Consider the following 26,480-nt stretch of genomic DNA (forward strand, 5'->3'; position numbering starts at 1 on the left):
CGATGGTGGGGCTGGCTATACCGTGCCGTCGCGATCGCTCGGGCAGACTGTGAGAGTGAAGGACCGATGGATGCGCCGCTGGTTGCGAGCGTGGGGATACCTGGCCGTCGAGGCCGCGGTCTCGATCGCATCCGTGGTGTTCCTCTGCCTGGGCATCGTGCTGCTCCCCTTCATGATCCTCACGGGCGGCGTGCTGCTCATGCCCGAGGCCGTGCAGAGCCTGCACCGCTGGACAGACCTGAACCGTCGACGTGTGGGCGCCTACCGGGGCGAGGAGCTGACGCCGATCGGCCACGTGCTCCCGCCGGGCTCAACGCTCGACGATCGTCTGCGCTTCGCGTTCTCGCGCGCCACCGGCCGAGACGTGCTGTGGCTGGCGGTGCAGGGGATTCCGGTGCTGTTCGTCTCTCTTCTGACGATCTCGCTCCCCGTCGCGGCGATCAACACCCTCGCCATCACCTACTACTGGCAGTTCGCCCCCGCCGACGACCCGGTCGGCTCGGTCTACCCCGTCACATCCTGGGAGCTCGCGGCCACGATGCCGCTGCTCGCGGTGGCGTATGCGCTCCTCGCGGTCTTCCTGATCCCGGCCGTCGCCCGTCTGGTGTCGTTCGTGTCGGCGAAGCTGCTCGCGACGCCGGAGAAGTCGCGCCTCGCGGCCCGTGTCGACGCCCTGACCCTCAGCCGTGCTGCCGCGCTCGACGCCCACGCGGCCGAGCTGCGCCGGATCGAACGCGATCTGCACGACGGTGCGCAGAACCGCCTGGTCAACGTGGTGATGATGCTCGGGATCGCCGAGCGCGCGCAGGAGATCGGCGGCGACGTGCTCGAACCCCTGCGGCGAGCGCAGGATGCCGCAACCGAGGCGCTCGCAGGGCTCCGCCGCACGGTGCACGACATCTACCCGCCGATCCTCGATGAGCTCGGTCTGGAGGGAGCCCTGGCCTCGCTCGCCGGGCGCACCGTGGTGCCCTGCACGGTCGAGACGGACCAGATCGGACGTGTGCCGGCGGCGGTCGAGTCGGCCAGCTACTTCGTCGTGGCGGAGGCGCTCACGAACGTCAGCAAGTACAGCGAGGCGACCCGGGCCGCGGTGCGGGTCGAGCGCGACGGCGAGCTTCTGGTCATCACGGTCGAAGACGACGGTGTGGGCGGCGCGGTCGAGCGACCCGGCGGTGGGGTCGCCGGCATCCGTCGCCGCATCGAGGCGTTCGAGGGCACCCTTGACGTGACGAGTCCAGTCGGGGGCCCCACCACCCTGAGAGCGGAGCTGCCATGCGGATCGTGATCGCCGAAGACGACACCCTGCTGCGCGAGGGGCTGGCGCTGCTGCTGCGTAGCGAGGGGTTCGATGTGGTCGCCGCCGTCGACAACGCCGACGATTTCCTCGACCGACTGGATGAGGCGGATGCCGCGGTGGTCGACGTGCGGATGCCGCCGACGTTCACCAGCGAGGGCTTGAAGGCCGCCGCCGAGGCCCGTGCCCGTCGCCCCGGCTTCCCCGTGCTCGTGCTGTCGGCATACGTCGAGGATCGCTATGCCGGTGAGCTGCTGGCAGCGGGAGCCGACGGTCTCGGCTACCTGCTCAAGGAACGCGTCGGCAAGGTCGCGGCGTTCGTCGACGCCCTGCACCGCGTGGCCGCCGGGGGCACGGTGATGGATCCCGAGGTGATCTCGCAGTTGATGAGCCGTCGTCGCGCCGACGACCCGGTGCAGACGCTGACTCCGCGCGAGCGCGAGGTGCTCGGCCTTATGGCGGAAGGCCTCGACAACGGCACGATCGCCGACCGGCTCTTCGTGACCGAGACCGCGGTGAGCAAGCACATCGGCAATATCTTCGCCAAGCTCGGCCTCGCCTCGAGCGACAGCGGCCACCGCCGCGTGCTCGCCGTCCTGGCCTACCTCCGCTCCTAGCCCCCCCCCGCTCCCTCCCCCCTCTCCCCTCCCTCCTCCACCCCCTCTCGGCGCTGAGACCCACTCTTGCCGCCGAGACCCACGGCTCTAGGCGCGTGCAGGCGTGGGTCTCGGCGCAGGCGATGGGTCTCGGCGTCGAGCGTGGGAAGAAACTTGGTATTTAGTGTTGCTAAGTACCGGTACTCAGTGTTACTTTGTACCGGTACCCAGCAACACTGAGTACTGAACCGAGAAGAGAGGAGGACCTGATGGGCAAGCAGATGACCGAGATGCTCAAGGGCACTCTGGAGGGCATCGTTCTGGCCCTCCTCGCCGAGCAGCCGGCATACGGGTACGAGATCACCACACGCATCCGCGACCACGGATTCACCGACATCGCCGAGGGCACGATCTACGCACTCCTCGTGCGCATCGAGCAGAAGAGCCTCGTCGACGTCGAGAAGGTCCCGAGCGAGAAGGGTCCGCCCCGCAAGGTGTACACCCTGAACGCGCAGGGCCGGCAGGAGCTCGAGGAGTTCTGGAAGACCTGGGATTTCCTCAAGACGCACATCGAACAGCTGAACAGCACGAACACCGACACCACGAACAAGGAGAACTGATCATGGCCGCGAAGTGGATCGAAGCGATCACCGGATCACTCGAAGAGAAGAAGCTGTACAAGCAGGCCCAGGCCCGCATCAACGCGCTGCCCGAGCCGTACCGCGAGATGGCGAAGGCGCAGCAGCGCTACAACATGTATTACGGCGGCGTCACCGACGGCGACACAATCGTGAAGATGTTCCTCGACATCGCCGACATGTGGGAGCGCGCCGCACTCGACGGCACCCCGGTCAGCGCCATCGTCGGAGACGACCCGGTCGAGTTCGCCGAGAACTACGCCGCCGCGTACGGCGGACGGCAGTGGATCGACAAGGAGCGCGCACGCCTCATCAAGGCGTTCGACGACGCGAAGAAGAAGGAGGAATCATGACGAACCCCGCCATCTCGGTGCACGGCATCGAGAAGTCCTACAAAGATCTGCACGTGCTGCGCGGCGTCGACTTCGAGGTCGAGAAGGGCAGCATCTTCGCCCTCCTCGGCTCGAACGGCGCCGGCAAGACCACCATGGTGCGCATCCTCTCCACCCTGCTGAAGTCGGATGCCGGAACCGCGACGGTGCAGGGCGTGGATGTGGCCGCAGACCCGGTCGGAGTGCGCGAGCGCATCAGCCTCACCGGACAGTTCGCCGCGGTCGACGAGATCCTCACCGGACGCGAGAACCTGGTGCTCGTCGCGAAGCTGCGGCATCTGCCCGACGCCGGGAAGGTCGCCGACGACCTGCTCGCCACGTTCCGTCTGACGGAGGCCGGCGGGCGCAAGGTCGGCACCTACTCAGGCGGTATGCGTCGCCGGCTCGACATCGCGATGAGTCTGGTCGGCGACCCCGAAGTCATCTACCTCGACGAGCCCACGACCGGCCTCGACCCCGAAGCCCGCATCGAGGTGTGGGGCGTGGTCAAGGAGCTCGCGAACACCGGCACCACCGTGCTGCTCACCACGCAGTACCTCGACGAGGCCGAGCAGCTGGCCGACCGCATCGCGATCCTGCACGAGGGCCGCATCATCGCGAACGACACCCTCGCCGGGCTCAAGCGCCTGCTTCCGGCCGCGAAGGTCGAGTACGTCGAGAAGCAGCCCACCCTCGAGGAGATCTTCCTCACCCTCATCGGCCCCTCATCCGGAAAGGAGAAGGCAGCATGACCACGCACTTCGCCGCCGACACGGCGACACTCACCGGCCGCTCCATGCGGCACATCTTCCGCAGCCCCGACACGATCATCACCACGGCAGTCACCCCGATCGCCCTGATGCTCCTGTTCGTGTACGTCTTCGGCGGCGCCCTCCAGCAGAGCACCGGCGTCGACAACTACGTGAACTACCTGCTGCCGGGCATCCTGCTCATCGCGATCGCGTCGGGCATCGCCTACACGGCGTTCCGGCTGTTCACCGACATGCAGAGCGGCATCTTCGAGCGGTTCCACTCCATGCCGATCGCCCGATCGAGCGTGTTGTGGGCCCACGTGCTCACGTCCCTCACGGCGAACGCCATCACCCTGGCGATCATCTTCGGCGTCGGATTCCTCTTGGGCTTCCGCACCGGGGCGAGCTTCTGGGCCTGGCTCGGAGTCATCGGCATCCTGATGCTGTTCACGCTGGCACTCACCTGGCTGGCGATCATCGCGGGCCTGAACGCCAAGACGGTCGACGGCGCGAGTGCCTTCTCGTACCCGCTGATCTTCCTGCCGTTCATCAGCTCGGCGTTCGTGCCCACCGACACCATGCCGGCACCGGTGCAGTGGTTCGCAGACAACCAGCCCGTCACCTCGATCGTCAACACCATCCAGGCGCTGTTCGCGCAGGAGCCGGTCGGGTCCGAGATCTGGGTCGCCCTCGCCTGGTGCGTCGGGATCCTCGTGGTCGCCTACGTGTTCGCGATCATCTCCTACCGGAAGAAGGTCAGCTGATCGACGCCAAGCGAGACGGAACGCTCCGACCGGGGACTTCTCCCCGGCCGGGGCGTTTCGCCGCGCTCGGCGGCACCTTCGAATCGCGCGAACGGTTCTATCCGCGCCGTGAAAGGGACCATTCGCGCGATTCGAAACCGAACCCAGGGCCTCAGACCGTGCGGAGTGCCGCCGTGGGCGACAGGCGCGCGGCGCTGATCGCGGGGTAGAGCCCGGCGATCACGCCGACCACCAGCGCCACGACCGGGCCACCGAACAGCACGACCGCAGGGATCGTCACCGCCTGCCCCTGGATCGAGGCGTAGACGACGACCCCGAGCGCGCCGACCGCGGCTCCGGCGAGGCCCCCCAGCCCGCCGAGCACGATCGCCTCCGCCACGAACTGACCCGCGATCTGCCCCGAGCGCGCGCCGAGCGCACGTCGAAGACCGATCTCGCCGCGCCGCTCCAACACCGCCACCACCATGGTGTTCGCGATGCCGATCCCTCCGACCAGCAGAGCGATCGCCGCGAGTCCGACCGCGAGGCCGGACAGCGAGTCATCCGCGGTGTCCCGCGCACCGGCGAGGTCGCCGAGCCCGTTCACCTGCACATACGGGGACGAGGGGTTCGCTGCGCGGGCGATCGCATCGCGGACCTTCTCCCCCGTCGCACCGTCGGCCATGCGCACGTAGATCGCGGCGATCCTGCCGTCGCTCTTCTTCGCCACGTGCTCGGCCGCCCACCGGTCGCCGAGGAACGCACTCGCGTCGATGGATTCGGCGAGGCCCGCTGCGTCGAGGATCCCGATCACGGTGTACCACTGCTCGCCGATCCATACCCGCACGCCCGGCTCCGTGATGCCCATGCGCGCCGCAGCCGCCGCGCCCAGCACGGTCACCGGCAGCGAGCGATCCGTCTCGTCGAACCACGAGCCCTTCGCCACGGATCCCTCCACCGACGACAGGAAGTCGGGACTCGCCGCATAGGCGGTCAGTCCGTTGCCCTGACTCTTCGGCATGAGGTCGTTGCGGTACACCCCCGTGTCGTCCGGCACCTTCTCGAGCACCCCGATCCGTTCGACCCCGTCTACCCGCTCGATCATCCCGGCGGCCGTCTCCGGCAGCTCGACCGGCTTGTTGTCGGGCCCGTAGCCCGGCTGCACGACGATCATGTTCGCGCCGAGGGAGTCGAGTTCGGCCAGCAGCTGGGCCTGGTTCGAGGCGGCGATGCCCGTGATCGCGGTGAGCGCCGCGATGCCCACCGCCACGCCGAGCGCTGACAGCGCCGTGCGCATCTTGCGACTGCGGGGACCGATGAGTGCCGTGCGGATGCTGTCAGCGACACTGAGTCGCGGCATCCGCTCCCCTCTGCGTCTCATGCGGCGACCTCTTCCTTCACGCGCGAGCCGGTGTCTCTCACGATCCGGCCATCGTGGATGCCGACCTGCCGCTGCGTGCGCTCGGCGATGTGCGGATCGTGCGTGATGATCACGACGGCCGTGCCGGAATCGGCGATCGAGGTGAGCAGTTCGAGAATGCGATCGCCCGTCGTCGAGTCGAGCGCACCTGTCGGCTCATCGGCGAACAGCACCGACGGAGCGCCGACGATCGCCCTGGCTATCGCCACGCGCTGCTGCTCACCGCCGGACAGCTGACCGGGTCTGTGCTTCATGCGCGCGCCGAGGCCCACCCGCTCCAGCGCTGCGGCCGCCCGAGTGGAACGCTCCGCCGACGGCACGCCGGAGTAGAGCAGACCGAGCGCGACGTTGTCGAGCGCGCTCAGTGCGGGCAGGAGGAAGAACTGCTGGAACACGAAGCCGATGCGGCGAGCGCGCAGCACGGCACGCTCGCGTTCGGGCAGAGCCGCGGCGTCGGTCCCATCGATCAGCACGGTGCCGCTCGTGGGGTCGTCGAGGGTGCCCATGATCGAGAGCATCGTGCTCTTGCCCGATCCCGAGGCTCCGACCACGGCCACCAGCTCACCGCTCTCGATCGCGAGGCTCATGCCATGCAGCACGCGCAGCGGCGGGTTGCCCGGGTACTCCTTGATCACGTCGACGAGCTCGACCACCGTGTCCGGGCTCATTGCGCCACCACCACGGCATCGCCGGCGGCGAGTTCTCCGCCCGTGACCTGCACCTTGGTGTCGGCGATCAGTCCGACCTCGACGGCGACGCGTTCGACCTTTCCGCCCTTGCGCAGCACGTCGACCGCGTAGCCGCCGTCGGTCGTCGCCACCAGGGCTGTGACCGGCACGACCAGAGCATCCTTCACCTCCGACGTCGCGAACACGATCTTGACCGCGCGCAGCCCGATGCCCTCGGCGACGGCCGGGTCGTCGAACTCGACGTCTGCGGTGGGCGGAGTGGTCTCGCCCTCCTTCTCGGTCGGCTGCCCGCCGGGGTCGACGGCGGTCACGGTCGCCGGCGCCTCCGTCCCGTCCGGCAGGATCACGGTCACCTTCGTGGCGGGCAGGATCTCGCGCGCCTGTGCATCCGTCAGCTTGGCGACCACGCGCAGCGTCGTGCTCGTGTAACTGAGCGGACTCGACCCCGCCGGGTCTCCCAGCTTCGCCGTGACCGACTCCACCCGCACGGACGCGGCGCTGATCGCGACGATGTCACCCAGCTTCACGATGCCGTCCTGCGGCACCCCGAGCGACTTCTGCCAGGCCTTGACGTTGGTCTCGGTGACCGCGGTGAACTCGTCGTCGATCGTCATGTTCTTGCCGAATCCGAGATCGGCGAGCGCCTGCTCCAGTTGACGGACGTCGGGGCCCTTCTCGACGCCGACGCCGAGGTCGCGCCAGAACGGACGATCGCCGCGCATCGCGATCACCGGCTTCCCGTCGACCTCGTAGATCGCCTGGCCGACGCCGATCTGCTCCCCCGCCGCCGGCAGGCGGGTGATCGTGCCGGCACGGCCCGGCAGGGCGACCGACGCCCCGTAGCTCAGGGTTCCGTTGAGGCGCAGATCGGAGGTGAGCGTGGTGAGCTCCGCGTCGACCGTCACCGGCGCCTTCTCCTCATCCGGTGACTCGGCCACCGAGCTCCAGGGCTGCAGCACGGCCACGGTCACGGCGGCCGCCACGAGCAGCACTCCGACCGGGACGAGCACCTTGGTCAGCCGGCGGCTCATTCGTCGTCCTTCGACGGAAGGACGGTGGCGGCGGAGACCATGCCCTCGAAGTACTCGCTCATCACCGCGAACCAGTCGAAGTCGACGGCTTCGATGCTCTCCTGTGTGAACATCGGGGGCATGTCGCCCGTGGTGTCCGCGCAGGCTTCGAGAAGCGTGCGCGCCTCGTCTTCACTGATCCCCTTCGGCAGGGTGAGCATGCCGTCAGCATCGGGGTCGGCGAAGTCGGCGAAGCCGTTCTTTCTGGCGCAGGAGGCGAAGGCGAGACCGGACTCGATGATCTCCTCCGGCGAGATCATCTGCGTCTGCGCTCCGGAGTCCGAGATGTCGGGCTTCGGCTGCGTGAACTCGGGGACCTTCTCTTCACAGGTCTCCCACGCGGCGCGCTGCCCGCCCTCCTCCGGGTAGCCCGATGCCGCAGTCGATGCGAGCCACGTACCGTCGTCGTCCGAGAAGACCATCGTCATGGCGAGGTCCTCGTCGTCGCCCGAGCCCGCTTCGACCGACATCATGCCGCCCGTCGAGGTGCCGCTCGCGGGACCGTCGGGCATCAGCATCCCCACCTGTCCCCCCTCGACGATCTTCGCGGTCTGCCCCTCCTCGGTGAGGCAGGTCACGAACCGGGCGGCCGCCGCATCGTTGGCCCCGTCCTTCGCCTTGTCGTCTCCCGATGGTGCGCTGCACGCGGCGAGCGTGAAGAGTGCGAAGACAGCGGGGATCGCCGCCCACGATCGGACTGCTCTCGAATCGAACATGAGGTTCCCTTTCTCGCGGTCGCAGCTCATCCGCGACGTGCGGTCAGTTCTACGGAGGCGGTGGTTTGCTGTCGGTATGACGGCGCCTAACCGGAAACTAACCGCGGCACACGCACCCTCGGATGACGGAGGTGCCATGCGACTGCTGCTGGTGGAAGACGAGGCCGACCTGGCCGACACGCTCGCCGACGGCCTGCGCCGCGAGGGCTACCTGGTGGAGGTCGCCCGCGACGGAGCCGCAGCCCTGACCTCCGCGGCCTCGAACGACGTCGACGTGATCGTGCTCGACCGCGACCTGCCGGTGCTGAGCGGCGACGCGGTGTGCCGCACTCTGGTCGCGCAGGAGTATCCGGCACGCATCCTGATGCTCACGGCCGCAGGGACCCTGAACGACCGTGTCGAGGGCCTCGACCTCGGCGCCGACGACTACCTCGCCAAGCCGTTCGCGTACGTGGAGCTGCTGGCCCGCATCCGAGCGCTCGGCCGTCGTGGCGGATCTGCGCGCACGAGTGCCGTGCAGGAGTTCGCCGGAGTGCGCCTCGACAGCGCTCGACGCATCGTGGAGCGCGACGGCAGCCCGATCCGGCTGACGCTCAAGGAATTCGGGGTGCTCGAGACGCTTCTCGCCGCGGAGGGCGGCTACGTCAGCGCGGACGACCTCCTCGACGAGGTGTGGGACGAACCACAGGAGCGCACACGCGGTGTGGTCAAGATCGTGGTGCACACGCTCCGACGCAAACTCGGCTCGCCCGAGGTGATCCACTCCGCGGCAGGACACGGCTATCGAGTGGGGACGACCGCATGAGACGTATGAGCTTCCGCACCCGACTGGTGATCATCATCACCGCGGTCTTCATCGCGGCCGGTGCCGCCCTGCTCACCGTGCAGTACCTCGTGGTGCAACAGCTGTTCTCCACGGCCATCACCACCACCGAGGCCAGTTGCCTCCCGATGGCGGCGGTCCTGCAGGTCGGCGAGGGGTCGAGCGCGACCGATGGACCCGACGTCAGCGAGGTGACTCCGCTCCCCGACAGCAGCAGCGTCCTCTGGGGCCAGGCCAGCACCGGCTGCGGGTACTACGTCGGATCCATCGACGCGCAGCTCGCGGTGCCGTCCCAGACCCTGACCTTCGACGCCGTGGAAGGCGCGGTGCTGCAGCAGTCGAGCTTCCTCGCCGACGAGGTGGGCAACGGGCTGCTGCTGTGGTCGGTGGTCGTGCTCGTGGCCTTCACCGGGGTGGCCGCCGCGATCGCGTTCTGGCTCGCGCGCCGCTCGCTGGACCGCATCGGAGAGGTCACGGCCGCCGCGCGCGACATCTCCGAACGCGACCTCGGCCGACGCCTCGCTCTGCCGGGGCCCGACGACGAGATCAAGGAGCTGGGCGACACGATCGACGGGATGCTCGACCGGCTGCAGTCGGCGTTCACCGCCCAGGACCGCTTCGTGGCGAACGCCTCGCACGAACTGCGCACCCCGCTGACGACGACGCGCACTGCGCTGGAGATCCCCCTCGAACAGGGAGCGGTGCCGGCGGACCTGCAGGCCAACATGCAGCGGGCACTGCGGGCGACCGAGCAGAGTGAGCGGCTCATCACGGCGCTGCTCGCCCTCGCGCGTGCCCGCACCGGCCTGGAAGAGGTCGAACCGGTGGAGCTGCGCACGCTCATCGAAGACCAGGTCGACGACCTCGACGCCCAGGAGATCGAGGTGCACACGAACCTGCGCGACCTCACGGTCGAGGGCGATGCGGTGCTGCTGGCCAGGGCCGTGCGCAACCTGCTCGAGAACGGCATCCGCCACAACGTGCCCGGCGGTGAGCTGTGGGTGCGCTCCCGACGGGAACGCGGACGAGCCGTCATCGAGATCGAGAACACCGGGGCGCAGATCACCCCTGCCACCGTGCAGCTGCTCACCGAGCCGTTCTACCGCGGCGATGCGAGTCGCACCTCGGCCGGCCCGGACGGCACCGGGCTGGGACTCGCGATCGTGCAGAGCATCGCCAAGACCCATGGCGGCGAGGTGCGCCTGCGCGCCCGTAAAGGCGGCGGCCTGATCGCCGCGATCGTCCTCCCGCTCTGACCCGGCCTACTTCCGGTCGCCCCGACCGACGACCTCCATGCGCTGCGTAAACGTCATCCGGTCCTGCACGACCCGCTCCGGGTCCCACCCCGGACCGGGGGTCGAGGCGATGAGGAGCTGCGAGTACGGGTGCTGCGGGCTTCGCAGCACCTGGCCGGTCTCTCCGTGTTCGACGACCGTGCCGCGGAACAGCACGAGCACGCGGGAGCAGAGCTCGCCGATGACGGCGAGGTCGTGACTGACGAACAGATAGCTCACCCCCGACTCCCGCTGGATCTCGGCGAGGAGTTCGAGCACCTGCGCCTGCACGGAGACATCGAGTGCGGACACCGCCTCGTCGAGCACGACGAGACGGGGAGACACCGCCAGGGCGCGCGCGATCGCGACGCGCTGTCGCTGACCGCCCGACAGCTCATGGGGCTTCGCGTCAGCGTGCCGCTCGGTGAGCCGCACGCGATCCAGCAGTTCGCCGATCGTGCGGTCGGGGTGCGACCCCGTGCCCTGCTCCCGCAGCCTCAGGGTTCGCCGCAGCGCCTCGCGCACGGTCAGCCGTCGATCGAGCGACCCGTTCGGATCCTGGAACACCATCTGCACCGCACGAGCCCTCGCAAGACGCTCGGCTCTGCCGCGCGGTCGACTGAGGCGGTCGACGCCGTCGATCACCGCGGACCCCGCGTCGGCGCGTTCCAGACCCACGAGGATCCGAGCGATCGTCGATTTGCCCGAGCCCGACTCACCGACGAGGCCGAGCGCCTCACCCGACTCGATGGCGAAGCTCACGTTGTTCACCGCGACGACGCGCTCGGATCCCGGACCCATCCGAAAGGCCCGATACAGCTCGGAGACCTCCACCAGACTCATGACGCCTCCTTCGTGTCGAGTACAGGGGCCGCGGCGATCAGCGAGAGCGTGTACGGATGAACCGCGTCCGCGAAGAGCCCCGGCTTCGTGAGCGTCTCGACGATCTCGCCCTGGCGCAGGACATGGATCCGATCGCAGATCGCCCCGGCCAGAGCCAGGTCGTGGGTGATGAAGAGCATGCCGAGACCACGGTCGCGGATCTGCCGTTGGAAGATCGCGATGATCTCGGCCTGCGTCGTCACGTCGAGCGCACTCGTCGCCTCATCGGCGAGCAGGAGCGCGGGATCGGTGCTCAATGCGGAAGCGATGACCACGCGCTGGAGCATGCCGCCCGAGAGCTCATGCGGGTACTGTCGCATTCGCCGCTCCGGGTGGGTGAGTCCCACCGCGGCGAGGAGCTGGACGATATGCGCCTCGGCGCGGCCCCGTCGCCAGCCGTGCACGCGGACGAGTCGTTCGGCGAGTGAATCCCCGATGCGACGCACGGGGTTGAGCGCGGAACGCGGATCCTGCTGCACCAGCGAGACGGATTCGGAGCGCACGCGCCGCCGGGTCTTCTCATCGGCCGCCACCATCTGGGTCCCGTCGACGCGGATGCTCCCCGCGATCGTCGCCTCATCGCCGTAGAGGGCGAGGGCCGCGCGCGCCGTCGTCGACTTGCCCGAGCCCGACTCCCCGACGAGCCCGACGAGCTCGCCGCGGTCCACCACGAGGCTGACGCCGGTGAGGATCCGAACCGCGTCGTCGCCTTCGCCGAACGCCAGATCAAGGTCCTGTATGTCGAGGAGCATCATTCATCCCTTCGCAAGCAGTCGGTCGGCCACGCGCACCCCGGCGACGTTCACCGCGATGACGACGATGGCGATGGCGGCACCGGGGACGAGCGTGGGAAGGAACTCCCCCTGGATGATTCCGGGTTGCCCCTCCTGGACCATCAGGCCCCACTCCGAGCTCGGAGGCTGCGCCCCGAACCCGAGAAAGCTGAGCGTCGCGAGACTCATGAGGGCTTCGCCGAAGAGGACGACGAGATACCCGACGAGCGGAGGGAGCAGATTCGGGATGACTCCGCGCACGCAGATCGTCAGGCCGCCGAGCCCCTGAACCCGGTACGCGTCGATGTAGGGCCGCGTCATCTCGCTCAGAGCCAGGCTGCGCGTGTACTTCGCGATGACCGGCGCGTATGCGAGCGCGAGCGCCACGATCGCCGTGGCCGGTCCCTTGCCGAACACGGCGATGACGAGCACGACGAAGAGCAGTCCGGGGAACGCGAACATGACGTCGGTCACGCGGGCCAGGACCGTATCGATCCATCCGCCTCGCCACGCCGCCAGGACACCGATCGCCACCCCGAGCACGGTGGCGAGCGCGAGCAGCACGACCGGTCCGACGAGTGTCTCACCCGCTCCGATGAGAAGCCGGGAGAAGAGGTCGCGCCCGAGCTGGTCCGTGCCGAGCAGGTGCTGTGCGCTCGGCCCTTCCCAGATCGCTCCGAAGTCGACGCTGTCGGCCTCGTAGGGGGCGAGGAGCGGGGCGAAAGCTGCCGCGACCGCGATGAGCGCGAGGAGGCCGCAGGAGATCCAGAACCCGACGTCGGATCCGGAGCGCCGACGGCGGCGCACCCGTGGGAGGAGCACGGAGGTCATGCGGACACCGTCCTTCGTCGGATACGGGGGTCGAGCACGGGAAGGAGCAGATCGACGATCGTCGTGACGATCATGTAGGCGACGACCATGAACAGGAGCACCGCCTGCACCACCGGGAAGTCGTGCGTGTTGATCGCGTCGACGAGGAGCGAGCCGACGCCGGAGATCCCGAACACCGTCTCGACCGCGACCGTTCCGGCGATCATGCTCGCGATGACGAGCGCGACCATGGTGATGATGGGGCCCCAGGCCCCGCGCAGGACATGATCGCGCACGATGTACCGCTCGCGGAGACCCGAGGCTCGGGCGGCCTCGACGTGTTCCGAGGAGAACTGCTCGATCATGGACTGTCGTGTCACGCGGCTCACGATGGCGAGCGCGGTGATGGCGAGGGTGAGCGCCGGGAGCGTGAGCGCATACAGACGATCGAGTCCAGCGGAACCCGCACCTGCCACGGGGAACCATCGCAGTTCCACGGCAAAGAACGCGACGAAGGCGATTCCGAGCACGAAGGAGGGGATGCTCGCTGCGAGAGTCGTGAATCCGATGATGGCGGTATCGGCCGCCTTTCCTCGGCGCACGGCCGCGACGATGCCGAGGCCGATGCCGACGACCGTGAGCACGACGGCCGCGTAGGCGACGAGCGACAGGGTGATGGGCACCCTCGCCGCCAGGAGCGCGCTCACGGGCTGGTGGTACTGGAACGACTGTCCGAAGTCGCCGGTGAGGACTCCGGAGGCCCAGTGCCAGTACTGGACGAGCATCGGCTCGTCCAGGTGGTACTGGGCCCGGACGCTCGCGATCCGCTCCGGCGTCAGGTTCTCGGGGTTGCCGATGAGGAACGTGACCGGGTCACCCGGCGCTGCGTACATCGCAGCGAAGATGATGAAGGAGGCGATCACCAGCGTGAAGACCATGCCGGCGAGCTTGCGGAGCGCGAATGGCATCGTGACTACCCCTTCGCGCTGCCGAGATCGACGGCCCACGGGTAGTAGATGAACGCTGCAGAGGCGGGGACACCCGTGACCGCCTTCGACATGATGAGCGTCGACGGCGTCGCGACGACCGGGATCCACACCGCGTGCTCCACCCAGCGCTTCTGCAGCTCTGTCGTGATCTCGGCGCGCTCGACGTCATCCGTCGCGGCGTAGCCCTCGTCGACGAGCGCATCGTATTCCGGGTCGGAGAAGACGCCGAAGTTCACGCTCGCATCGGACGCGCCGTTCTTGTAGAAGCCGAGGGGGTCGTTCTTCGAGATGTAGTACTCGTCGGGCCACAGATCGGCCTGGCCTCGGAGGTCGGGGTCGGAGTAGAAGTCGCCGTACTGCACCTGCGGGATCACGGTGATCTCCGCCTCGAGCCCGATCGATTGCGCCGCGGCGACCAGCGCATTCGCGATCACGTTGTGCGTCGAGGAGCCGTTCGAGGCGACGACGATCGGGGCGGAAGGGGCGCCGGCCTCGGCGATCAGGTCCTCGGCCGCCGCGAGATCGGCCTCGCTCGGCTTCGCGGGCGCGCCCTCGAGAGCGTCGTAGGCCTGCTCGAAGGTGTCGGCCTCGTATCCCCAGGCTCCCGAACCGACGGGTGTCTTCCACGGCTGGGCGAGACCGCCGAAGGCAGCCGTGGCGACGCCGGTCCGGTCGAGGGCGAGCGAGAGGGCCTGCCGGATGCGCTCATCCGTCAGTGCGCCGCGATCGGTCGTCTCGAGCACCCACGCGTTCGTCGACGGGCCTTGATAGACGGACACGTCCGCGCTCCCGATGAAACTCCGCGCGGCGCCGGCGTTCTCGAGGAACGACCCCTGGGCCTCGCCCGTCGTGACCGAGTTGGCTATCGCGGTCTCGTCGGCCCATCGGAAGACGACCTCGTCCGTGAGGGCATCGACGTCGGAGTTCCAGTACTCGGGGAACCTGGTGATGGTGAGCTGCGACCCCGCGTCCCACGACGTCACCTGGTACGGCCCGCTGCACGCGGAGGCGGAGCCGGGGCTGCCGAAGTCCTCCCCTTCGGCTTCGATGACGCGCGGGTTCCAGACGATACCGCCGTCGCCCGCCATCGCCTGGAGCAGAATCGCATCCGGCTGCGATGTCGTGACAGTGATCTGGTCGGTGCCGGTCTGCTCGATCGAGACCACGTTCCGGTACTCGTCGGATTCGGCGGCACCGTCCTCGGAGTGGCGCTGCATGCTCCACACGACGTCCGCCGTGCTCACGGGGCTGCCGTCGTGGAACAGCGCCCCCTGCCTGATGGTGAAGACGAGATGGGTGTCGTCGGTCCACTCGGCGTCCGATGCCAGCCCGGGACCGAGGGTCAGGTCGGGCTGCACCTGCATGAGCCGGTCGCAGACGTTCGCGAGAACCGTGTCGTCGGCGGTGGTGGCATCGATGTCGGCATCGAGTGTCGTCGGCTCGCCGCCGAGCATCCACGTCACGCTCTCGAGCGGGCCGGAGGCGGCGGGTGTCGTCGCACCGAAAGGCACGTCGAGGGCGGCGTCGCCGTCTTCGCCCTTCGACCCCGAACTGCAGCCGGCGAGCACGAATGCCGAGGCGGCGAGCACGCCGATCGTCACGGTGATGGGGTGATGCTGCTTCTTCATTGAACGCTATCTCCTCGGGTTCTCAATCTGTCGGTCAGGGGGAGGGGAGTTCGTCGTGCGGGCCGTCGTAGAGATTCCAGGGCAGCACCTCGTACTCGGTTTCGCAGGGGAATCCGTTCGCGACGCGGTATTCGCCGGTGGTGAGGTCGACACAGCTCGAGAGGAGCGTCGACCACTGCTTCACCGAGGGGGAGTCGGGATGCGGATGTGTGCAGACGCCCTCGGGGAAGCCGAGGTGATCCGACATCGCCTCACGCACGAGCGCGTAGCTGTGTTCGGGGTTCTCCGCACGAGCGACCGCCGCCAGCCCGGCCTGGACACGCGGCAGACGAAGCAGCGAATCCGCTGCCACCGGAAGGTAGGACCCGGCGAGCTGCGGCGGCACGGAAGCCTGGAAGTGGTTGGTGTGCGCGATCACGCCGCGTTCGGGATAGATCCAGTCCACGCCGCTCGGCGTGGTCTCGAGGTCGATGCCGAATCCGCTGCGGTCGGCGAGGAGCGCATTGCTCGCGATATGGGGACGGGTCTTGACCAGCATCCTGAGCGCGCTCGCGATATCGCCCTGATCGAGCACGAGCCGGCGGATCAGGGTCTGCGGCACGCCGACCGCCGCCCCGAAGCTCCCCCCGAGGCCGTTGGCGTTCAGCGAGATACCGGCGGAGTTGGCACCGTGGCGTCCCACCTGCCCGGCTTCCACTTGCATGATCACCGTGGGAAGCGGATCCTGCACGACGCGGACGATGAGGGTCGTTCCCGCGGTGCGCGTGCGCCAGTCCCAGTTCTGCCCGACGAGCGTGTGCCCGGTGCCGCTGCCCTCACCTGTCAGGAAGAACGACGTGCAGCCGTCGACGGCGTCGTCGCGCTCGTCGTCGGCGGCACGGGCCGCGGTCCTCGTGACTCGCGACGGTCCCTGGTGGTCGTAGACGAACTCGCCGCGCACGTTCAGCGTGACGATCTCGGCGAAGGCGACACCCGCCCCCTCCGCGATCCCCCGCATCTCCTCGACGAGGTGCGGCGCGATCTGCTCGCTGATCGGAACCCATCGCGAGACGGAATCCGTGATCCCGGCCCAGCTCATGCCGGTCTGTTGGGTCAGCGCTTCCGTGTAGTACTCGATCGAGCCGGCGATGAGGTCGGCGGCGGCCTCGCCGTATCGGCGCCCGCGCTCGCGGGGCGCCCCACTGATCTCGATGGTGCGGATCGGTGTCATGGCCGCCATATGACCTCCCTGTCAGGTGCGCCTGTTGCGCAATGAGGTTGCACCCGGGATGATTGAATCATCCGTTACGGATGATGCGCCTCTCGAACAGAATGATACAGCAATGGAACCGTTTGTAACAAGCGATACAGAGAACCCTGCGCTCTCCGGCCTCCGCGCGCGCATCGCCAGGACGTGGAACGACCTCTCGAAATCCGAACGTGCCGTCTGTCGCGTGCTCTCATCGACGTCAACTGAGCACATCCTCTATGCGAGCGCCGCCGAACTGGGCACCCAGAGCGGCACCTCGAACGCCTCCGTCGTGCGCACCCTGCAGAAGCTCGGATACTCGGGGCTCTCACATCTGAAGCAGGAGGTGGCCGCTCCGTTCTCGAGCAGCGTCTCGCCCGAGGTGCGCCTCAAGACCCGCATCGAGCACATCGGCCAGGACCTCGCCCGCATCCAGCAGGAGACCTGGGATGAGGCGGCGTCGCTCATCGAACTCGCACGCAGCTCGAACGACGACGCTGCGTATTCCGCCGCCATCACGCTGCTCATGCGCGCCGAGAGCATCTACTGCTACGGCCTCGGCGCCTCCGGGACCGCCGCTGACAACCTCGCACTGCGCCTACGACGGACGGGACTCTCCACTCGGCGGCTCAGCACCGACGGATTCCGTCTCGCAGACGAGGTCCTGAACCTCGAGGCGAAGGACGTCCTCGTCATCTTCGCGCCTGGACGGGTCACCCGCGACATCGATGTACTCCTGGACCACGCACAGTTGATGGGCGCCGGCGTCATCCTCGTGACCGACGAGCTCCACGAGAGGCTCTCCTCCCGTGTCGACGCGATCCTGACCGCACCCCACACCCCCACAGGACTGACCTCCGAGAGCCTCTCGGCGATCCTCATCTCAGACGTACTGGTCCAGGGCATCTCCGCTGTCGCGCCCGATGCGGCATTGCGCTCTTCGCAGCTGCTCAACGACGTTCGGGCACGACTGGGTTACTGACCCCCCGGCCCCTGCCCCCTCACACGGCTCCGGTCATACGTCAGTTCTGCATGGCGATCTGCTGCCCTTCGACGAGCGGGTAGGCGACCAACTCGGAGCCATCGAGGTCCTCACGGTGCATGTCGACCCCGGTGATCTGGCTGTTCTCATAGGTCGTGTAGTAGTAGATCCCCTTGTCGGCGTTGCAGCATGACGAGTAGATGGTGATCTCGTACTTCTCCTCGTCGCCCACTTGCACGCATCCGCGCTGCTGGGCGACGGAGCCGAGGATCTGGAAGAACTGGCTGATCGACTCCGACTCGGAGCTCCCCGAAACGGAGTTCATCCGCGTGAACACCGCCTTCACGAATCGTGATGACGACGACAGGTCCCCGGGGAGACCCATCCCGCCCATCCCCCGGCTGTAGGTATCCAGAGGCACGTCAGGGGCGAACGTGTTCTGCGGCTGCCGGGTCGACAGATGCATGTAGTCGTTCAGCCGGAAGCTCTGGATGTCGAACGTGGGATTGTTGGTGAGAACGCCCCAGGGATTGTCGTACACCTTCAGGCCGTCATGGACGCTCTCCACCGTGATCGAGGCCGCACCGTCCGAGATGATCCAGTGCAGCGGCGACAGCGGGAACTGCGCGCTGAACGAGATGTCGGCGAGGTTCACGGTCTCCAGCGCTTCCTTCACCTGCGCCACGGAGTCGAACTGCCCCAAGACCCACGGGATGAACTCGAAGGGGGTGACGTTGGTCGCCTCGGAATCCTCCGCCGGGTAGTACGCGTTGTCGGGGAAGTTGAGCCCGGCCATACCGAGCCCCTTCTCATTGACCGCGTCGTAGTACAGCGGGTACCCGTCCGAGATCGTCGCGATGCCGATGATCGCGTGATGCGTAGGCATGGACGCGAGTCGGCGGAACGGGAACGAGAAGTTCCTCGGCGTGATGGTGACCGTCTCGTTGTACGAGAACTCGAGATCGAGATTTCTCCCGAAGTAGTGGTCGACGGTGGTGAAGCTCAGTCCTGTGCACATCGTTCCCTCTCCGTTCCGGGGCCCGGTCGGGTCCTCGAACGGCCATGGTCGCACTCGTGGTCGCCCAGCGTAAGGGGGGTGACGCAAGCGCGAAGGAGGGCCTCCCGGCGCGGGAGACCCTCCTTCGTGAAGCGGGAGCGGTGTCAGCTGGTGACGGTCCAGTCGAACTGGTCACCGTACTGCTTCAGCCACTCGTCGACCGCGTCGGCTTCCTTGCCCTCGCCGTACTCGTTGACCACGAGGTCTTCGAGCGCACCGTACTGCTCGTCGTCGAGCTTGATCTTCTCGATCAGCTCGGCGGCCTCGGGGAACTCCTCGGCGAAGCCGTCGGTGCCCAGGAAGTGCAGGCCCTCGGCCTTGCCCATCGCACCCTTCGGGTCCTCGAGGTCCTTCACGGGGAAGGCGTCGTTGGCCCAGAACGGACGCCACAGCGTCACGACGATGTCCTCCTGCTTGTCGGTCGCGGTCTTCAGCTCGGTGAGCATCGCCGCGGTCGACGAGGTGACGAGCTCGTACTCGCCGTCGAGACCGTACTCGGGCATCATCTTCTGCGTCTGGGCGGTGAGGCCCGCGCCCGGCTCGATGCCGTAGATCTTGCCGTCGAACTCGCCGCCCTTGCCCACGAGGTCTTCGATCGAGTTCAGCTCGGAGTACTCCGGAACCGCGAGGGTGAGCTTGGCGTTCTCGTAGTACTTGCCGAGGTCTTCGATGTCGTCACCGTACTTCTCCATGTAGGAGGCGTGGGTGAGTTCCGGCCACGCCGAAGGATAGATGTCGACGTCGCCCTGGGCGAGCCCGGTGTAGAGCGGGCCTGCCTCGGTGAGCGTCTTCATCTCGACCGTGTAGCCGATCTTCTCGAGCTGGTCCTGCAGCAGGTAGGCGGTGCTCAGCCCATCGGTCCACGAGGGCAGGAAGCCCAGCGTGATGGTGCCCTTGTCGTCGCCGCTGCCGTCGCCGCCGCCCGTGCCACCGGCGCCGTCGCTGCTGCAGCCCGCGAGGGTGAGCGCGGCTGCGGCGCCGAGTGCGGTGATTGCGAGGATCTTCTTCTTCATGTGATTTCTCTCTCTTGCGTTCCGTATGGGTGTTGTTCCGTAGGGGTGGAGCTTTCAGCGCACTCCGCCGCCGACGGCGTTGCGTCGCGGCGCGACCTCGGCGCGTTCCGCCGCAGCTGCGGCGTCCTGCTGCTCCGAGACCTCAGGAGTAGGAGCGGATGCTGTTCCGCCACCGTTTCCGCGCGGGGTGCGACGCCGTGCGAGCATGCCGAGCAGCGACGAGCGGTTCTCGCCCGGAGCTCCCAGCGCCGCGGTGACCCGGTCGAGGAAGACCGCGATCAACACGACACCGAGGCCGGCCTCGACGCCCTTGGGGATGTTGATGGTCGAGATCGCCTCGACCACCATCTTCCCGAGGCCGTCCGCCCCCGCCATTCCGGCGATGACCGCCATCGACAGGGCGAGCATGATGACCTGGTTGACGCCGGCCATGATGGTCGGCATCGCGAGCGGAAGCTGGATGCCGCGGAGGATCTGGCCCGGCTTCGCGCCGAACGCCTGACCGGCCTCGACGGTCTCGGAGTCGACACCGCGGATGCCCAGCTCGGTCAGACGCACACCTGGGGGCAGGGCGAAGATCACAGTCGCCACGAGGCCGGGCACCACGCCGATGCCGAAGAACACGATCGCCGGGATCAGGTACACGAAGGCCGGCATGGTCTGCATGAAGTCGAGCACGGGCTTGAGCACGGCGCGGACGGTGGCGTTGCGCGCCGACCAGATGCCCAGCGGCACGGCGATCAGCACCGCGATGATGGCGGCGACGAGCACGAGCGCCAGGGTCTGCATCGCGGGAACCCACAGGTCCATCCCGACGATCAGTCCGAACGACACGACCGTGCCGATCGCGAGCTGCCACGAGCGCACGACCCAGGCGATGAGCGCGGCGATCACGATGATGACCACGAAGTTCGGGGCGAGCAGGATGCTCGTGAGGCCGTCGACGAGGAAGCTCATCACGAACGAGATCACGTCGAGCAGACCGTCGAGGTTGTCCTTGACCCAGTCGACGACGGACTCGATCCAGGTTCCCACGGGGATGCGGAAGCCATCCATCAGCGCACCTCCTCCGTCTCGACCTGGGCTCCTGAGCTTGTCGAGGGGCCCGGGTCGGCGGTCCACCCGTCATCGAGCACCGCATCGATCTCGGCCTGCGGCATCGGCATCAGCGGAAGCGTGATCTCCTCGGTCGCGCCGGGCCCGGGGCCGAGGGCGGCGAGCAGCGTCACTCGCGGGATCACCCCGACCAGACGGCCTTCGGCATCCGTGACCGCGAGCGGCAGGGGAGACTCGACGGCCGGCACGAACAGGTTCATGAGCACGTCGTCCTCGCGCACGCTCTGCAGCACGGGCTTGATGATCGAGTCGAGCGTGGTCGCACCGTTGCGCACGAGCTTCACCGCGTCACGGTCGGTGACGACACCGATGAGCTGCCGGTCCTTGCCGACCACGTACGTGGCCGACATGTAGGCGTCGCGCATCTGACGCAGGGCGGTGCGGGGTCCCGCGGTGTGCGGCACGACGGGGCGCGGGCGCTCCATCACGTTGGCCGCGGTGAGCACGCGGGCACGGTCGACGTCCTGCACGAACTGCTCGACGTAGTCGTTGGCCGGGTCCATCAGGATGTCTTCGGGTGTGCCGATCTGCACGATGCGGCCGTCCCGCATCACGGCGATGCGGTCACCGAGGAACATGGCCTCGTTCAGGTCGTGCGTGATGAACACGATGGTCTTCTGGAGCTTCTGCTGCAGTTCGAGCAGCTGCTCCTGCATCTCGCGCCGGATCAGAGGGTCGAGGGCGCTGAACGCCTCGTCCATCAGCAGGATGTCGCTGTCGGCGGCGAGCGCACGGGCGATGCCGACGCGCTGCTGCATGCCACCCGAGAGCTCGGACGGGAGCTTCTCACCCTGGCCCTCGAGCCCGACCAGCGAGAGGATCTCCTCCGCCTTCGCCAGGCGCTCGGCCTTCGGGGTGCCCTTGAGCTCCAGCGGGTACGCGACGTTCGCGGCGACCGTACGGTGCGGCAGCAAAGCGAAGTGCTGGAACACCATCGAGATGCGGTCACGACGGATCGCGCGAAGTCGCGACGACGGAATGCCGGTGATGGGATCGCCGTTCACGGTGACGGTGCCGTCGGTGACGTCATGCAGCCCGTTGAGCATGCGGATGATGGTGGACTTGCCGGATCCCGACAGGCCCATGATGACGAAGATCTCCCCGCGGTTCACGGAGAAGCTGGCGTCGATGACCGCGGCGGTGCCGGCATCCGCGACGGCGGTTCGGCTCTCACCGGCCTTCAGTCGACGGACGGCGGCGTTCGGATTCTTACCGAAAACCTTGTACAGATTGCGCGCTTCGAGAGCGATTTCGGACACGTTTCCCCTGCGGCTCGCCTTCGGGTGGCTGAGCCTGCTTCGGTTACGCCCGGGTGATCCCCTCAAGGCCGTTCGACATGTCTGCTGTGGCGGCACGGACGGCGGATTTCGGATCCACCGCGATAGAGCATCGACCGTACGTCCACGCCTCTTCGCAGCACAGCTCATCGAAAGAAGGACGTGGTCGCGGACTGGTCTTCGGGCCGTCAGGCCCACAGACCAACGTAACGAAATGGCCGATCAGGGGCAAATCCCGGTCGCGCGGGGTGGCCTCGTTTCGGTGGCTGACCGGGGGATTGCACGGGTATTCAACAATCCCTCCCGCGGTGGTTCCGCGGTCAGGAATCCGAGGTCTGCGCGCTCCGGATGCTGCGTGTGACGGTGAATTTCGGGGTGCGTTCGACCTGCTCGGTCGACCCCACCAGCCGGGTGAGTTCAGGGCGATAGGCGAGGGAGGAGTTGTACACCGTGAAGAGTTCTCCGTCGGGCCGGAGCACACGCGCCGCGGCCTCGAACAGCCGCGTCGCCGCTCCCGTGTGCACGCTCGCGCCGAGGTGGAACGGCGGGTTCAGGAGCACCACGTCGAAGGAGGCATCGGGACGCGCGGAGCCGGCGTCGTCGTGGGTGACCGTGACCCTGTCGGCGACTCCGTTCGCAGCCGCCGTCGCGCGGGCGGATGCCACTGCAGCGGCAGACCGGTCGGTGGCCGTCACCTGCGCTTCGGGGTGCGCGAGGGCATACGAGACGGCGAGCGCCCCGGTGCCGCAGCCGAGGTCGAGCACACGTCGGGCCGCAGCGTCGTGAACAACTCCGGAGGAACGTCCGTCTTCCGGCCGGTTCCGGTGCGAATCTGGTCGATCCGGGGCATTCTTGCGGAGTTGTGCACCGGTCAGGCCGAGCACCTCCAGCAGCACTCGGGTTCCGATGTCGAGGCGCGGCCCCGCGAACGCGCCTCCGTGGGCGACCAGCGTCAGCCCCTCGTGCTGCGCCGCCACCGGGAACGGCCGGTCCGCGGCGGCGGGGCGCGGCTCCGTGGCCACGATCAGTCGCGACTTCCGCTCGGCGCGTTGGGCCTGCACATGCGCGAAGCTCCGCCCCAGCACCTCGTTCTGACCGAGGGACATGTGCTTCACGCGGCCTCCGGCGACGAGCACCACGTCGGGAGCAGCCCAGCGGGCCACGGCGTCGGCGATCTCCTCGAGTTCCGCGAGCGACTTCGGCAGCTGCAGCAGCACCAGTTTCGCGCCGGTGAGCAGGTCGGCATCGAGCTCGTGCGGGTGGAACAGTCGGCCGAAACCCAGACCATCCGTCTCACGCTCGGCGGGTTGCCCCGCGACGCGCCCTGCCCCATTGAGGTCGTCTCCGTTTCGGCCGGAAGCACCCGCAAGCCCGAGCTCCTCGGCGTTGCGCTGCAGTGCCATGCGACCGGTCGCGAGGTCCTGATGCACCCGGATGCCGTGGCGCCCTGCCGCGGCAAGAGCAAGCGTGATCGCGCCGTACTCGTCGCCGATGACGACCGTCTCGGAGCCGTCCACGTCGAGCGCGAGCGCCCGTTCCACGAGCAGCAGGTCGGTCGCGTCATATGCCTGCAGGTTGTCCGCCTCGACGTCGGGCCAGCGGCGCAGGCGACTGTAGGGGAACTCCGGCACCAGCCCACTGTACGCGGGCGTCGTAAGGATTTCGCATGTGTTGTTTTCGCCCGATTCACGACTTTGTGAATCGGGCGTACGCTCCCGCGCATGACCACCGTCATCGCCACCCGCAATCTCACGAAGCACTACGGCCACATGCACGCCCTCGACGGCCTCGATCTCACCGTCGAGCAGGGCCAGGTGCACGGGTTCCTCGGCCCGAACGGCGCGGGCAAGTCGACCACCATCCGCATCCTCCTCGGCCTCGCGCGGCGCACCGGGGGTGAGGTCGAGTTCTTCGGCGAAGACCCCTGGGATCGCGCCGTCGACCTGCATCGACGCATCGCCTACGTGCCAGGAGACGTCAGCGTCTGGCCGAACCTGTCCGGGGGCGAGGCCGTCGACCTGCTCGCACGACTGCGCGGCGCCCGTGCGAAGGACGCCGCCTACCAGCACGAGAAGAAGCGCCTGATGGACGCGTTCCAGTTCGACCCGCGCAAGAAGGGCCGCGCCTACTCGAAGGGCAATCGGCAGAAGGTCGCTCTGATCGCGGCGTTCGCCGTGCCTGCCGACCTCTACGTCCTCGATGAGCCGACCAGCGGACTCGATCCCCTGATGGCGGTCATCTTCCAGCGTGAAGTGGCCCGCGCCCACGCGAACGGCGCGACCGTGCTGCTGTCGAGCCACATCATGAGCGAGGTCGAGCAGCTGTGCGACCGGGTGTCGATCATCCGCGCGGGCCGCGTCGTGGAGGCGGGAACCCTGGCGGAGCTGCGTCACCTCACCCGCAGCGACGTGTCGTTCGCCTCCGCCGGCGCCACCCTCGAACAGGTCGGCCGCATCCCGGACGTGCACGACCCCGTGCAGCAGGGCGACCGCATCCGCCTCTCCGTCGACAGCGATCGCACGGCGACGGTTCTCCCCACACTCGCCACCCTCGGCATCAGCGACCTCCGCGTCGCCCCGCCCTCGCTCGAGGAGCTGTTCCTGCGCCACTACGGCGATGACCTCGCCGGCCTCGAAGCGGCCGAAAACGGCGAGGCGGAGCACGAAGTGCCTTCCACCCGCCGCGCGCTGAAGGACCGTGCGTGGTGACCACGTTCGGCGTGCTGCTGAGACAGCGACTGCGCCGCGATCGGCTGCAGCTCGCGCTGTGGATCGTCGGTACGGCCCTGATGGCCTTCGCCGGATACGCCGGTGTCAGCCAGTCCTACTCGACTCTTGCCGACCGGCAGAACATCCTCGCCGCCGCGCTCGCGAATCCGGTGATCCTGATGTTCCGCGGGCTGCCGTCCGGCACGTCCGAAGGGGCGTTCCTGGCTTTCGAGGTGCTGCCGTGGCTGGCGTTCCTCGCCGCCCTCATGAGCACATTCCTCGCCGTGCGGCACACCCGGGGCGACGAGGAGGCAGGACGGGCTGAGCTCGTCTGGGCCACCCCCGCCGGGCGCCGCCTTCCGACGGTCGCGACGATCGCGCACGGGGTCCTCGCGAACGTCGCCCTGGCCCTGCTCACGGCGCTCGCGCTGGTCGCCACCGGCCTTCCGCTCGCAGGATCGGTCCTGGCGGGGGCCGCAGCGGCGTCCTGCGGCATCGCGTTCCTCGGCGTCGGCCTCCTCGCGGCGCAGCTTCTGCGCACCTCTCGAGGCGCGAACTCCCTGACGGTCTGGGCGCTCGTGGCGATGTTCCTGATCCGCGGCATCGGCAACGCGGCGGGCACCCCGAGCGACGATCTCACCCGCATCACGAGCGCGTGGCCGGCGTGGCTGTCCCCCTTCGGGTGGGTGGAGCAGTCCCGCCCCTACGACTCCGACCTGGTCTGGCCGGTGCTGCTCGGCCTGGCCTTCGGACTCGTGCTCGCCGGCGCATCCGTCGCCGTGCAGTCGATGCGAGACATCGATGCGAGTTTCGTCGCGGAGCGCCCCGGCAGGGTCTCGGCACGGCCCGCGCTCACCTCGCCGCATGCCCTGGTGTGGCGGCTCACGTCCGGGGCGATCGTGGGGTGGGCGGTCGGCGGAGCGATCACCGGCATCCTCGCCACCACCCTGAGCGGACTGGTCGACCGGATCTCGGGCGAGAACCCGGCCGTGGCCGACATCCTGACCAAGATCGGCGGAGCGACAGGCGGGCTCGACGAGGTCGTGGTCACCGTGTTCTTCACCCTTCTCGGCATCCTCGCCGCGTGCTGCGCCGTGCAGATCGTGGTGCGCGCACGGCAGGAGGAGGCGCACGGCACAGCCGAGGCCGTGCTGGCGACCCCGGTCGGTCGTGTGCGCTGGCTCGCCGACTACGTGATCGTCGGCGTGGTCGCGGTGCTGATCGTGGTCGCCGCCGCGGTGCTCGCCGGGTGGGTCGGCATCCGGGTGAACGGCGGCGCTGAATCGCTGTACCGCATCGTGGCGGTGGCGGGGCTCGGCCAGGCGTTCGCCGCATCGGTCTTCGCCGTCCTCACCGCGCTCGCCTTCGTGCTGCTCCCCCGCGCGACGACGGCCGTATCGTGGAGCCTCGTCCTGCTGGCGACCCTGTTCGGGATGTTCGGTCCGTTGTTCGGACTGCCGGAATGGACGATGAACCTCTCGCCCTTCGGGGTGACCCCCGTGGTGGACGGCAGCGGCGTGGATGTGCGCGGCCTGTGGTGGCTCGTGCTCGCCCTGGTCGCGGGAGGCGCAGGAGCCCTGACCCTGATGCGACGCCGTGAGCTCGCCCCCGGAGCCTAGGAGGAGCAC

The 26,480-nt window shown here is 68.2% G+C and carries 26 protein-coding genes; 11 read left to right on the forward strand and 15 right to left on the reverse strand.

Annotated elements, in window-relative coordinates:
* Window positions 1-55 precede the first annotated feature (55 nt).
* From HDC31_RS18375 to HDC31_RS18400, 6 genes are all read left to right on the forward strand, one after another.
* Window positions 56-1,288, forward strand: a complete 1,233-nt coding sequence (locus tag HDC31_RS18375) for a sensor domain-containing protein (protein ID WP_258546327.1) — start codon at window positions 56-58, stop codon at window positions 1,286-1,288.
* On the forward strand, window positions 1,276-1,914 hold the full coding sequence (locus HDC31_RS18380) for a response regulator transcription factor (RefSeq protein ID WP_113680813.1): 639 nt from the start codon (window positions 1,276-1,278) through the stop codon (window positions 1,912-1,914). The genes HDC31_RS18375 and HDC31_RS18380 overlap by 13 nt, the downstream gene beginning before the upstream one ends.
* 248 nt (window positions 1,915-2,162) lie before the next feature.
* Window positions 2,163-2,513, forward strand: coding sequence for a PadR family transcriptional regulator (locus tag HDC31_RS18385; RefSeq protein WP_046748117.1), 351 nt, complete (start codon window positions 2,163-2,165; stop codon window positions 2,511-2,513).
* A 2-nt stretch (window positions 2,514-2,515) separates the two neighbouring features.
* Window positions 2,516-2,884 carry a DUF1048 domain-containing protein gene (locus HDC31_RS18390; RefSeq protein WP_061017439.1) on the forward strand — a complete coding sequence of 123 codons (369 nt, stop codon included), beginning with the start codon at window positions 2,516-2,518 and terminating at the stop codon, window positions 2,882-2,884.
* Window positions 2,881-3,654 carry an ABC transporter ATP-binding protein gene (locus tag HDC31_RS18395; RefSeq protein WP_113680814.1) on the forward strand — a complete coding sequence of 258 codons (774 nt, stop codon included), beginning with the start codon at window positions 2,881-2,883 and terminating at the stop codon, window positions 3,652-3,654. The genes HDC31_RS18390 and HDC31_RS18395 overlap by 4 nt, the downstream gene beginning before the upstream one ends.
* The gene (locus HDC31_RS18400; RefSeq protein ID WP_113680815.1) at window positions 3,651-4,418 is read left to right on the forward strand and encodes an ABC transporter permease; all 768 of its coding nucleotides are present in this window, start codon (window positions 3,651-3,653) and stop codon (window positions 4,416-4,418) included. Before HDC31_RS18395 ends, HDC31_RS18400 begins: the two co-directional genes overlap by 4 nt.
* A gap of 151 nt (window positions 4,419-4,569) precedes the next feature.
* On the opposite strand, the gene HDC31_RS18405 is transcribed toward HDC31_RS18400, so the two are convergent.
* The 4 genes from HDC31_RS18405 to HDC31_RS18420 are packed head-to-tail and all read right to left on the reverse strand — an operon-like array spanning window position 4,570 to window position 8,292.
* The gene (locus HDC31_RS18405; RefSeq protein WP_058630819.1) at window positions 4,570-5,757 is read right to left on the reverse strand and encodes an ABC transporter permease; all 1,188 of its coding nucleotides are present in this window, start codon (window positions 5,755-5,757) and stop codon (window positions 4,570-4,572) included.
* Window positions 5,758-5,774: 17 nt separating this feature from the next.
* A complete protein-coding gene (locus HDC31_RS18410; RefSeq protein WP_179516402.1) occupies window positions 5,775-6,485 on the reverse strand; it encodes an ABC transporter ATP-binding protein in 711 nt (236 codons plus the stop codon).
* Entirely contained in the window at window positions 6,482-7,537 is a 1,056-nt protein-coding gene (locus tag HDC31_RS18415; protein WP_113680816.1) for a peptidoglycan-binding protein, read from the reverse strand. Before HDC31_RS18415 ends, HDC31_RS18410 begins: the two co-directional genes overlap by 4 nt.
* Complete coding sequence (locus HDC31_RS18420; protein ID WP_058630822.1) at window positions 7,534-8,292, reverse strand: hypothetical protein; 759 nt, start codon at window positions 8,290-8,292, stop codon at window positions 7,534-7,536. Before HDC31_RS18420 ends, HDC31_RS18415 begins: the two co-directional genes overlap by 4 nt.
* A gap of 136 nt (window positions 8,293-8,428) precedes the next feature.
* Between HDC31_RS18420 and HDC31_RS18425 the strand changes: the two genes are divergently transcribed.
* Both HDC31_RS18425 and HDC31_RS18430 read left to right on the forward strand, forming a co-directional pair.
* Window positions 8,429-9,097, forward strand: coding sequence for a response regulator transcription factor (locus tag HDC31_RS18425; RefSeq protein WP_113680817.1), 669 nt, complete (start codon window positions 8,429-8,431; stop codon window positions 9,095-9,097).
* Between the two features lie 5 nt (window positions 9,098-9,102).
* The gene (locus HDC31_RS18430) at window positions 9,103-10,371 is read left to right on the forward strand and encodes a HAMP domain-containing sensor histidine kinase (protein WP_181800691.1); all 1,269 of its coding nucleotides are present in this window, start codon (window positions 9,103-9,105) and stop codon (window positions 10,369-10,371) included.
* A 6-nt stretch (window positions 10,372-10,377) separates the two neighbouring features.
* On the opposite strand, the gene HDC31_RS18435 is transcribed toward HDC31_RS18430, so the two are convergent.
* Genes HDC31_RS18435 through HDC31_RS18460 form a run of 6 tightly spaced genes read right to left on the reverse strand, consistent with a single transcriptional unit; the run spans window position 10,378 to window position 16,690 of the window.
* Window positions 10,378-11,232 (reverse strand): ABC transporter ATP-binding protein, encoded by an 855-nt coding sequence (locus HDC31_RS18435; RefSeq protein ID WP_046748107.1) that lies wholly within the window; start codon window positions 11,230-11,232, stop codon window positions 10,378-10,380.
* The gene (locus HDC31_RS18440; RefSeq protein ID WP_179516403.1) at window positions 11,229-12,023 is read right to left on the reverse strand and encodes an ABC transporter ATP-binding protein; all 795 of its coding nucleotides are present in this window, start codon (window positions 12,021-12,023) and stop codon (window positions 11,229-11,231) included. Before HDC31_RS18440 ends, HDC31_RS18435 begins: the two co-directional genes overlap by 4 nt.
* A gap of 3 nt (window positions 12,024-12,026) precedes the next feature.
* Window positions 12,027-12,875, reverse strand: coding sequence for an ABC transporter permease (locus HDC31_RS18445; protein ID WP_061017457.1), 849 nt, complete (start codon window positions 12,873-12,875; stop codon window positions 12,027-12,029).
* Window positions 12,872-13,822 (reverse strand): ABC transporter permease, encoded by a 951-nt coding sequence (locus HDC31_RS18450; RefSeq protein ID WP_029258835.1) that lies wholly within the window; start codon window positions 13,820-13,822, stop codon window positions 12,872-12,874. Before HDC31_RS18450 ends, HDC31_RS18445 begins: the two co-directional genes overlap by 4 nt.
* A gap of 5 nt (window positions 13,823-13,827) precedes the next feature.
* Window positions 13,828-15,471 (reverse strand): ABC transporter substrate-binding protein, encoded by a 1,644-nt coding sequence (locus tag HDC31_RS18455; RefSeq protein ID WP_046748105.1) that lies wholly within the window; start codon window positions 15,469-15,471, stop codon window positions 13,828-13,830.
* Between the two features lie 34 nt (window positions 15,472-15,505).
* Window positions 15,506-16,690 (reverse strand): acyl-CoA--6-aminopenicillanic acid acyltransferase, encoded by a 1,185-nt coding sequence (locus HDC31_RS18460; RefSeq protein WP_046748104.1) that lies wholly within the window; start codon window positions 16,688-16,690, stop codon window positions 15,506-15,508.
* A gap of 103 nt (window positions 16,691-16,793) precedes the next feature.
* Here HDC31_RS18460 and HDC31_RS18465 point away from each other — a divergent pair, with 103 nt between their 5' ends.
* Window positions 16,794-17,681, forward strand: a complete 888-nt coding sequence (locus HDC31_RS18465; RefSeq protein WP_113680820.1) for a MurR/RpiR family transcriptional regulator — start codon at window positions 16,794-16,796, stop codon at window positions 17,679-17,681.
* A gap of 40 nt (window positions 17,682-17,721) precedes the next feature.
* Here the strand turns inward: HDC31_RS18465 and bsh are convergent, their stop codons facing one another.
* From bsh to HDC31_RS18490, 5 genes are all read right to left on the reverse strand, one after another.
* Window positions 17,722-18,699 (reverse strand): choloylglycine hydrolase, encoded by a 978-nt coding sequence (gene bsh / locus HDC31_RS18470; RefSeq protein ID WP_113680821.1) that lies wholly within the window; start codon window positions 18,697-18,699, stop codon window positions 17,722-17,724.
* A 143-nt stretch (window positions 18,700-18,842) separates the two neighbouring features.
* Complete coding sequence (locus HDC31_RS18475) at window positions 18,843-19,751, reverse strand: glycine betaine ABC transporter substrate-binding protein (protein ID WP_046748102.1); 909 nt, start codon at window positions 19,749-19,751, stop codon at window positions 18,843-18,845.
* Between the two features lie 54 nt (window positions 19,752-19,805).
* A complete protein-coding gene (locus HDC31_RS18480; protein WP_058630834.1) occupies window positions 19,806-20,807 on the reverse strand; it encodes a proline/glycine betaine ABC transporter permease in 1,002 nt (333 codons plus the stop codon).
* Window positions 20,807-22,126: a glycine betaine/L-proline ABC transporter ATP-binding protein gene (locus HDC31_RS18485; RefSeq protein ID WP_113680822.1), complete on the reverse strand. Its 1,320-nt coding sequence runs from the start codon at window positions 22,124-22,126 to the stop codon at window positions 20,807-20,809. Before HDC31_RS18485 ends, HDC31_RS18480 begins: the two co-directional genes overlap by 1 nt.
* A gap of 338 nt (window positions 22,127-22,464) precedes the next feature.
* Entirely contained in the window at window positions 22,465-23,775 is a 1,311-nt protein-coding gene (locus HDC31_RS18490; RefSeq protein WP_179516404.1) for a class I SAM-dependent methyltransferase, read from the reverse strand.
* A 90-nt stretch (window positions 23,776-23,865) separates the two neighbouring features.
* Between HDC31_RS18490 and HDC31_RS18495 the strand changes: the two genes are divergently transcribed.
* Together HDC31_RS18495 and HDC31_RS18500 are read left to right on the forward strand one after the other, a co-directional pair.
* On the forward strand, window positions 23,866-24,852 hold the full coding sequence (locus tag HDC31_RS18495; protein ID WP_113680151.1) for an ABC transporter ATP-binding protein: 987 nt from the start codon (window positions 23,866-23,868) through the stop codon (window positions 24,850-24,852).
* Window positions 24,846-26,471, forward strand: a complete 1,626-nt coding sequence (locus HDC31_RS18500; RefSeq protein ID WP_308472286.1) for an ABC transporter permease subunit — start codon at window positions 24,846-24,848, stop codon at window positions 26,469-26,471. Before HDC31_RS18495 ends, HDC31_RS18500 begins: the two co-directional genes overlap by 7 nt.
* Window positions 26,472-26,480: the final 9 nt, after the last annotated feature.

It is taken from the genome of Microbacterium sp. JAI119 (assembly GCF_013410135.1).
Taxonomy (GTDB): domain Bacteria; phylum Actinomycetota; class Actinomycetes; order Actinomycetales; family Microbacteriaceae; genus Microbacterium; species Microbacterium oxydans.

Bases quoted from the DNA above. Each gene is read 5' to 3' on its own strand.
- HDC31_RS18380 (WP_113680813.1), top strand. From the start codon at position 1,276: ATGCGGATCGTGATCGCCGAAGACGACACCCTGCTGCGCGAGGGGCTG.
- HDC31_RS18385 (WP_046748117.1), top strand. From the start codon at position 2,163: ATGGGCAAGCAGATGACCGAGATGCTCAAGGGCACTCTGGAGGGCATC.
- HDC31_RS18390 (WP_061017439.1), top strand. From the start codon at position 2,516: ATGGCCGCGAAGTGGATCGAAGCGATCACCGGATCACTCGAAGAGAAG.
- HDC31_RS18395 (WP_113680814.1), top strand. From the start codon at position 2,881: ATGACGAACCCCGCCATCTCGGTGCACGGCATCGAGAAGTCCTACAAA.
- HDC31_RS18400 (WP_113680815.1), top strand. From the start codon at position 3,651: ATGACCACGCACTTCGCCGCCGACACGGCGACACTCACCGGCCGCTCC.
- HDC31_RS18405 (WP_058630819.1), bottom strand. From the start codon at position 5,757: ATGCCGCGACTCAGTGTCGCTGACAGCATCCGCACGGCACTCATCGGT.
- HDC31_RS18410 (WP_179516402.1), bottom strand. From the start codon at position 6,485: ATGAGCCCGGACACGGTGGTCGAGCTCGTCGACGTGATCAAGGAGTAC.
- HDC31_RS18415 (WP_113680816.1), bottom strand. From the start codon at position 7,537: ATGAGCCGCCGGCTGACCAAGGTGCTCGTCCCGGTCGGAGTGCTGCTC.
- HDC31_RS18420 (WP_058630822.1), bottom strand. From the start codon at position 8,292: ATGTTCGATTCGAGAGCAGTCCGATCGTGGGCGGCGATCCCCGCTGTC.
- HDC31_RS18425 (WP_113680817.1), top strand. From the start codon at position 8,429: ATGCGACTGCTGCTGGTGGAAGACGAGGCCGACCTGGCCGACACGCTC.
- HDC31_RS18430 (WP_181800691.1), top strand. From the start codon at position 9,103: ATGAGCTTCCGCACCCGACTGGTGATCATCATCACCGCGGTCTTCATC.
- HDC31_RS18435 (WP_046748107.1), bottom strand. From the start codon at position 11,232: ATGAGTCTGGTGGAGGTCTCCGAGCTGTATCGGGCCTTTCGGATGGGT.
- HDC31_RS18440 (WP_179516403.1), bottom strand. From the start codon at position 12,023: ATGCTCCTCGACATACAGGACCTTGATCTGGCGTTCGGCGAAGGCGAC.
- HDC31_RS18445 (WP_061017457.1), bottom strand. From the start codon at position 12,875: ATGACCTCCGTGCTCCTCCCACGGGTGCGCCGCCGTCGGCGCTCCGGA.
- HDC31_RS18450 (WP_029258835.1), bottom strand. From the start codon at position 13,822: ATGCCATTCGCGCTCCGCAAGCTCGCCGGCATGGTCTTCACGCTGGTG.
- HDC31_RS18455 (WP_046748105.1), bottom strand. From the start codon at position 15,471: ATGAAGAAGCAGCATCACCCCATCACCGTGACGATCGGCGTGCTCGCC.
- HDC31_RS18460 (WP_046748104.1), bottom strand. From the start codon at position 16,690: ATGGCGGCCATGACACCGATCCGCACCATCGAGATCAGTGGGGCGCCC.
- HDC31_RS18465 (WP_113680820.1), top strand. From the start codon at position 16,794: ATGGAACCGTTTGTAACAAGCGATACAGAGAACCCTGCGCTCTCCGGC.
- bsh (WP_113680821.1), bottom strand. From the start codon at position 18,699: ATGTGCACAGGACTGAGCTTCACCACCGTCGACCACTACTTCGGGAGA.
- HDC31_RS18475 (WP_046748102.1), bottom strand. From the start codon at position 19,751: ATGAAGAAGAAGATCCTCGCAATCACCGCACTCGGCGCCGCAGCCGCG.
- HDC31_RS18480 (WP_058630834.1), bottom strand. From the start codon at position 20,807: ATGGATGGCTTCCGCATCCCCGTGGGAACCTGGATCGAGTCCGTCGTC.
- HDC31_RS18495 (WP_113680151.1), top strand. From the start codon at position 23,866: ATGACCACCGTCATCGCCACCCGCAATCTCACGAAGCACTACGGCCAC.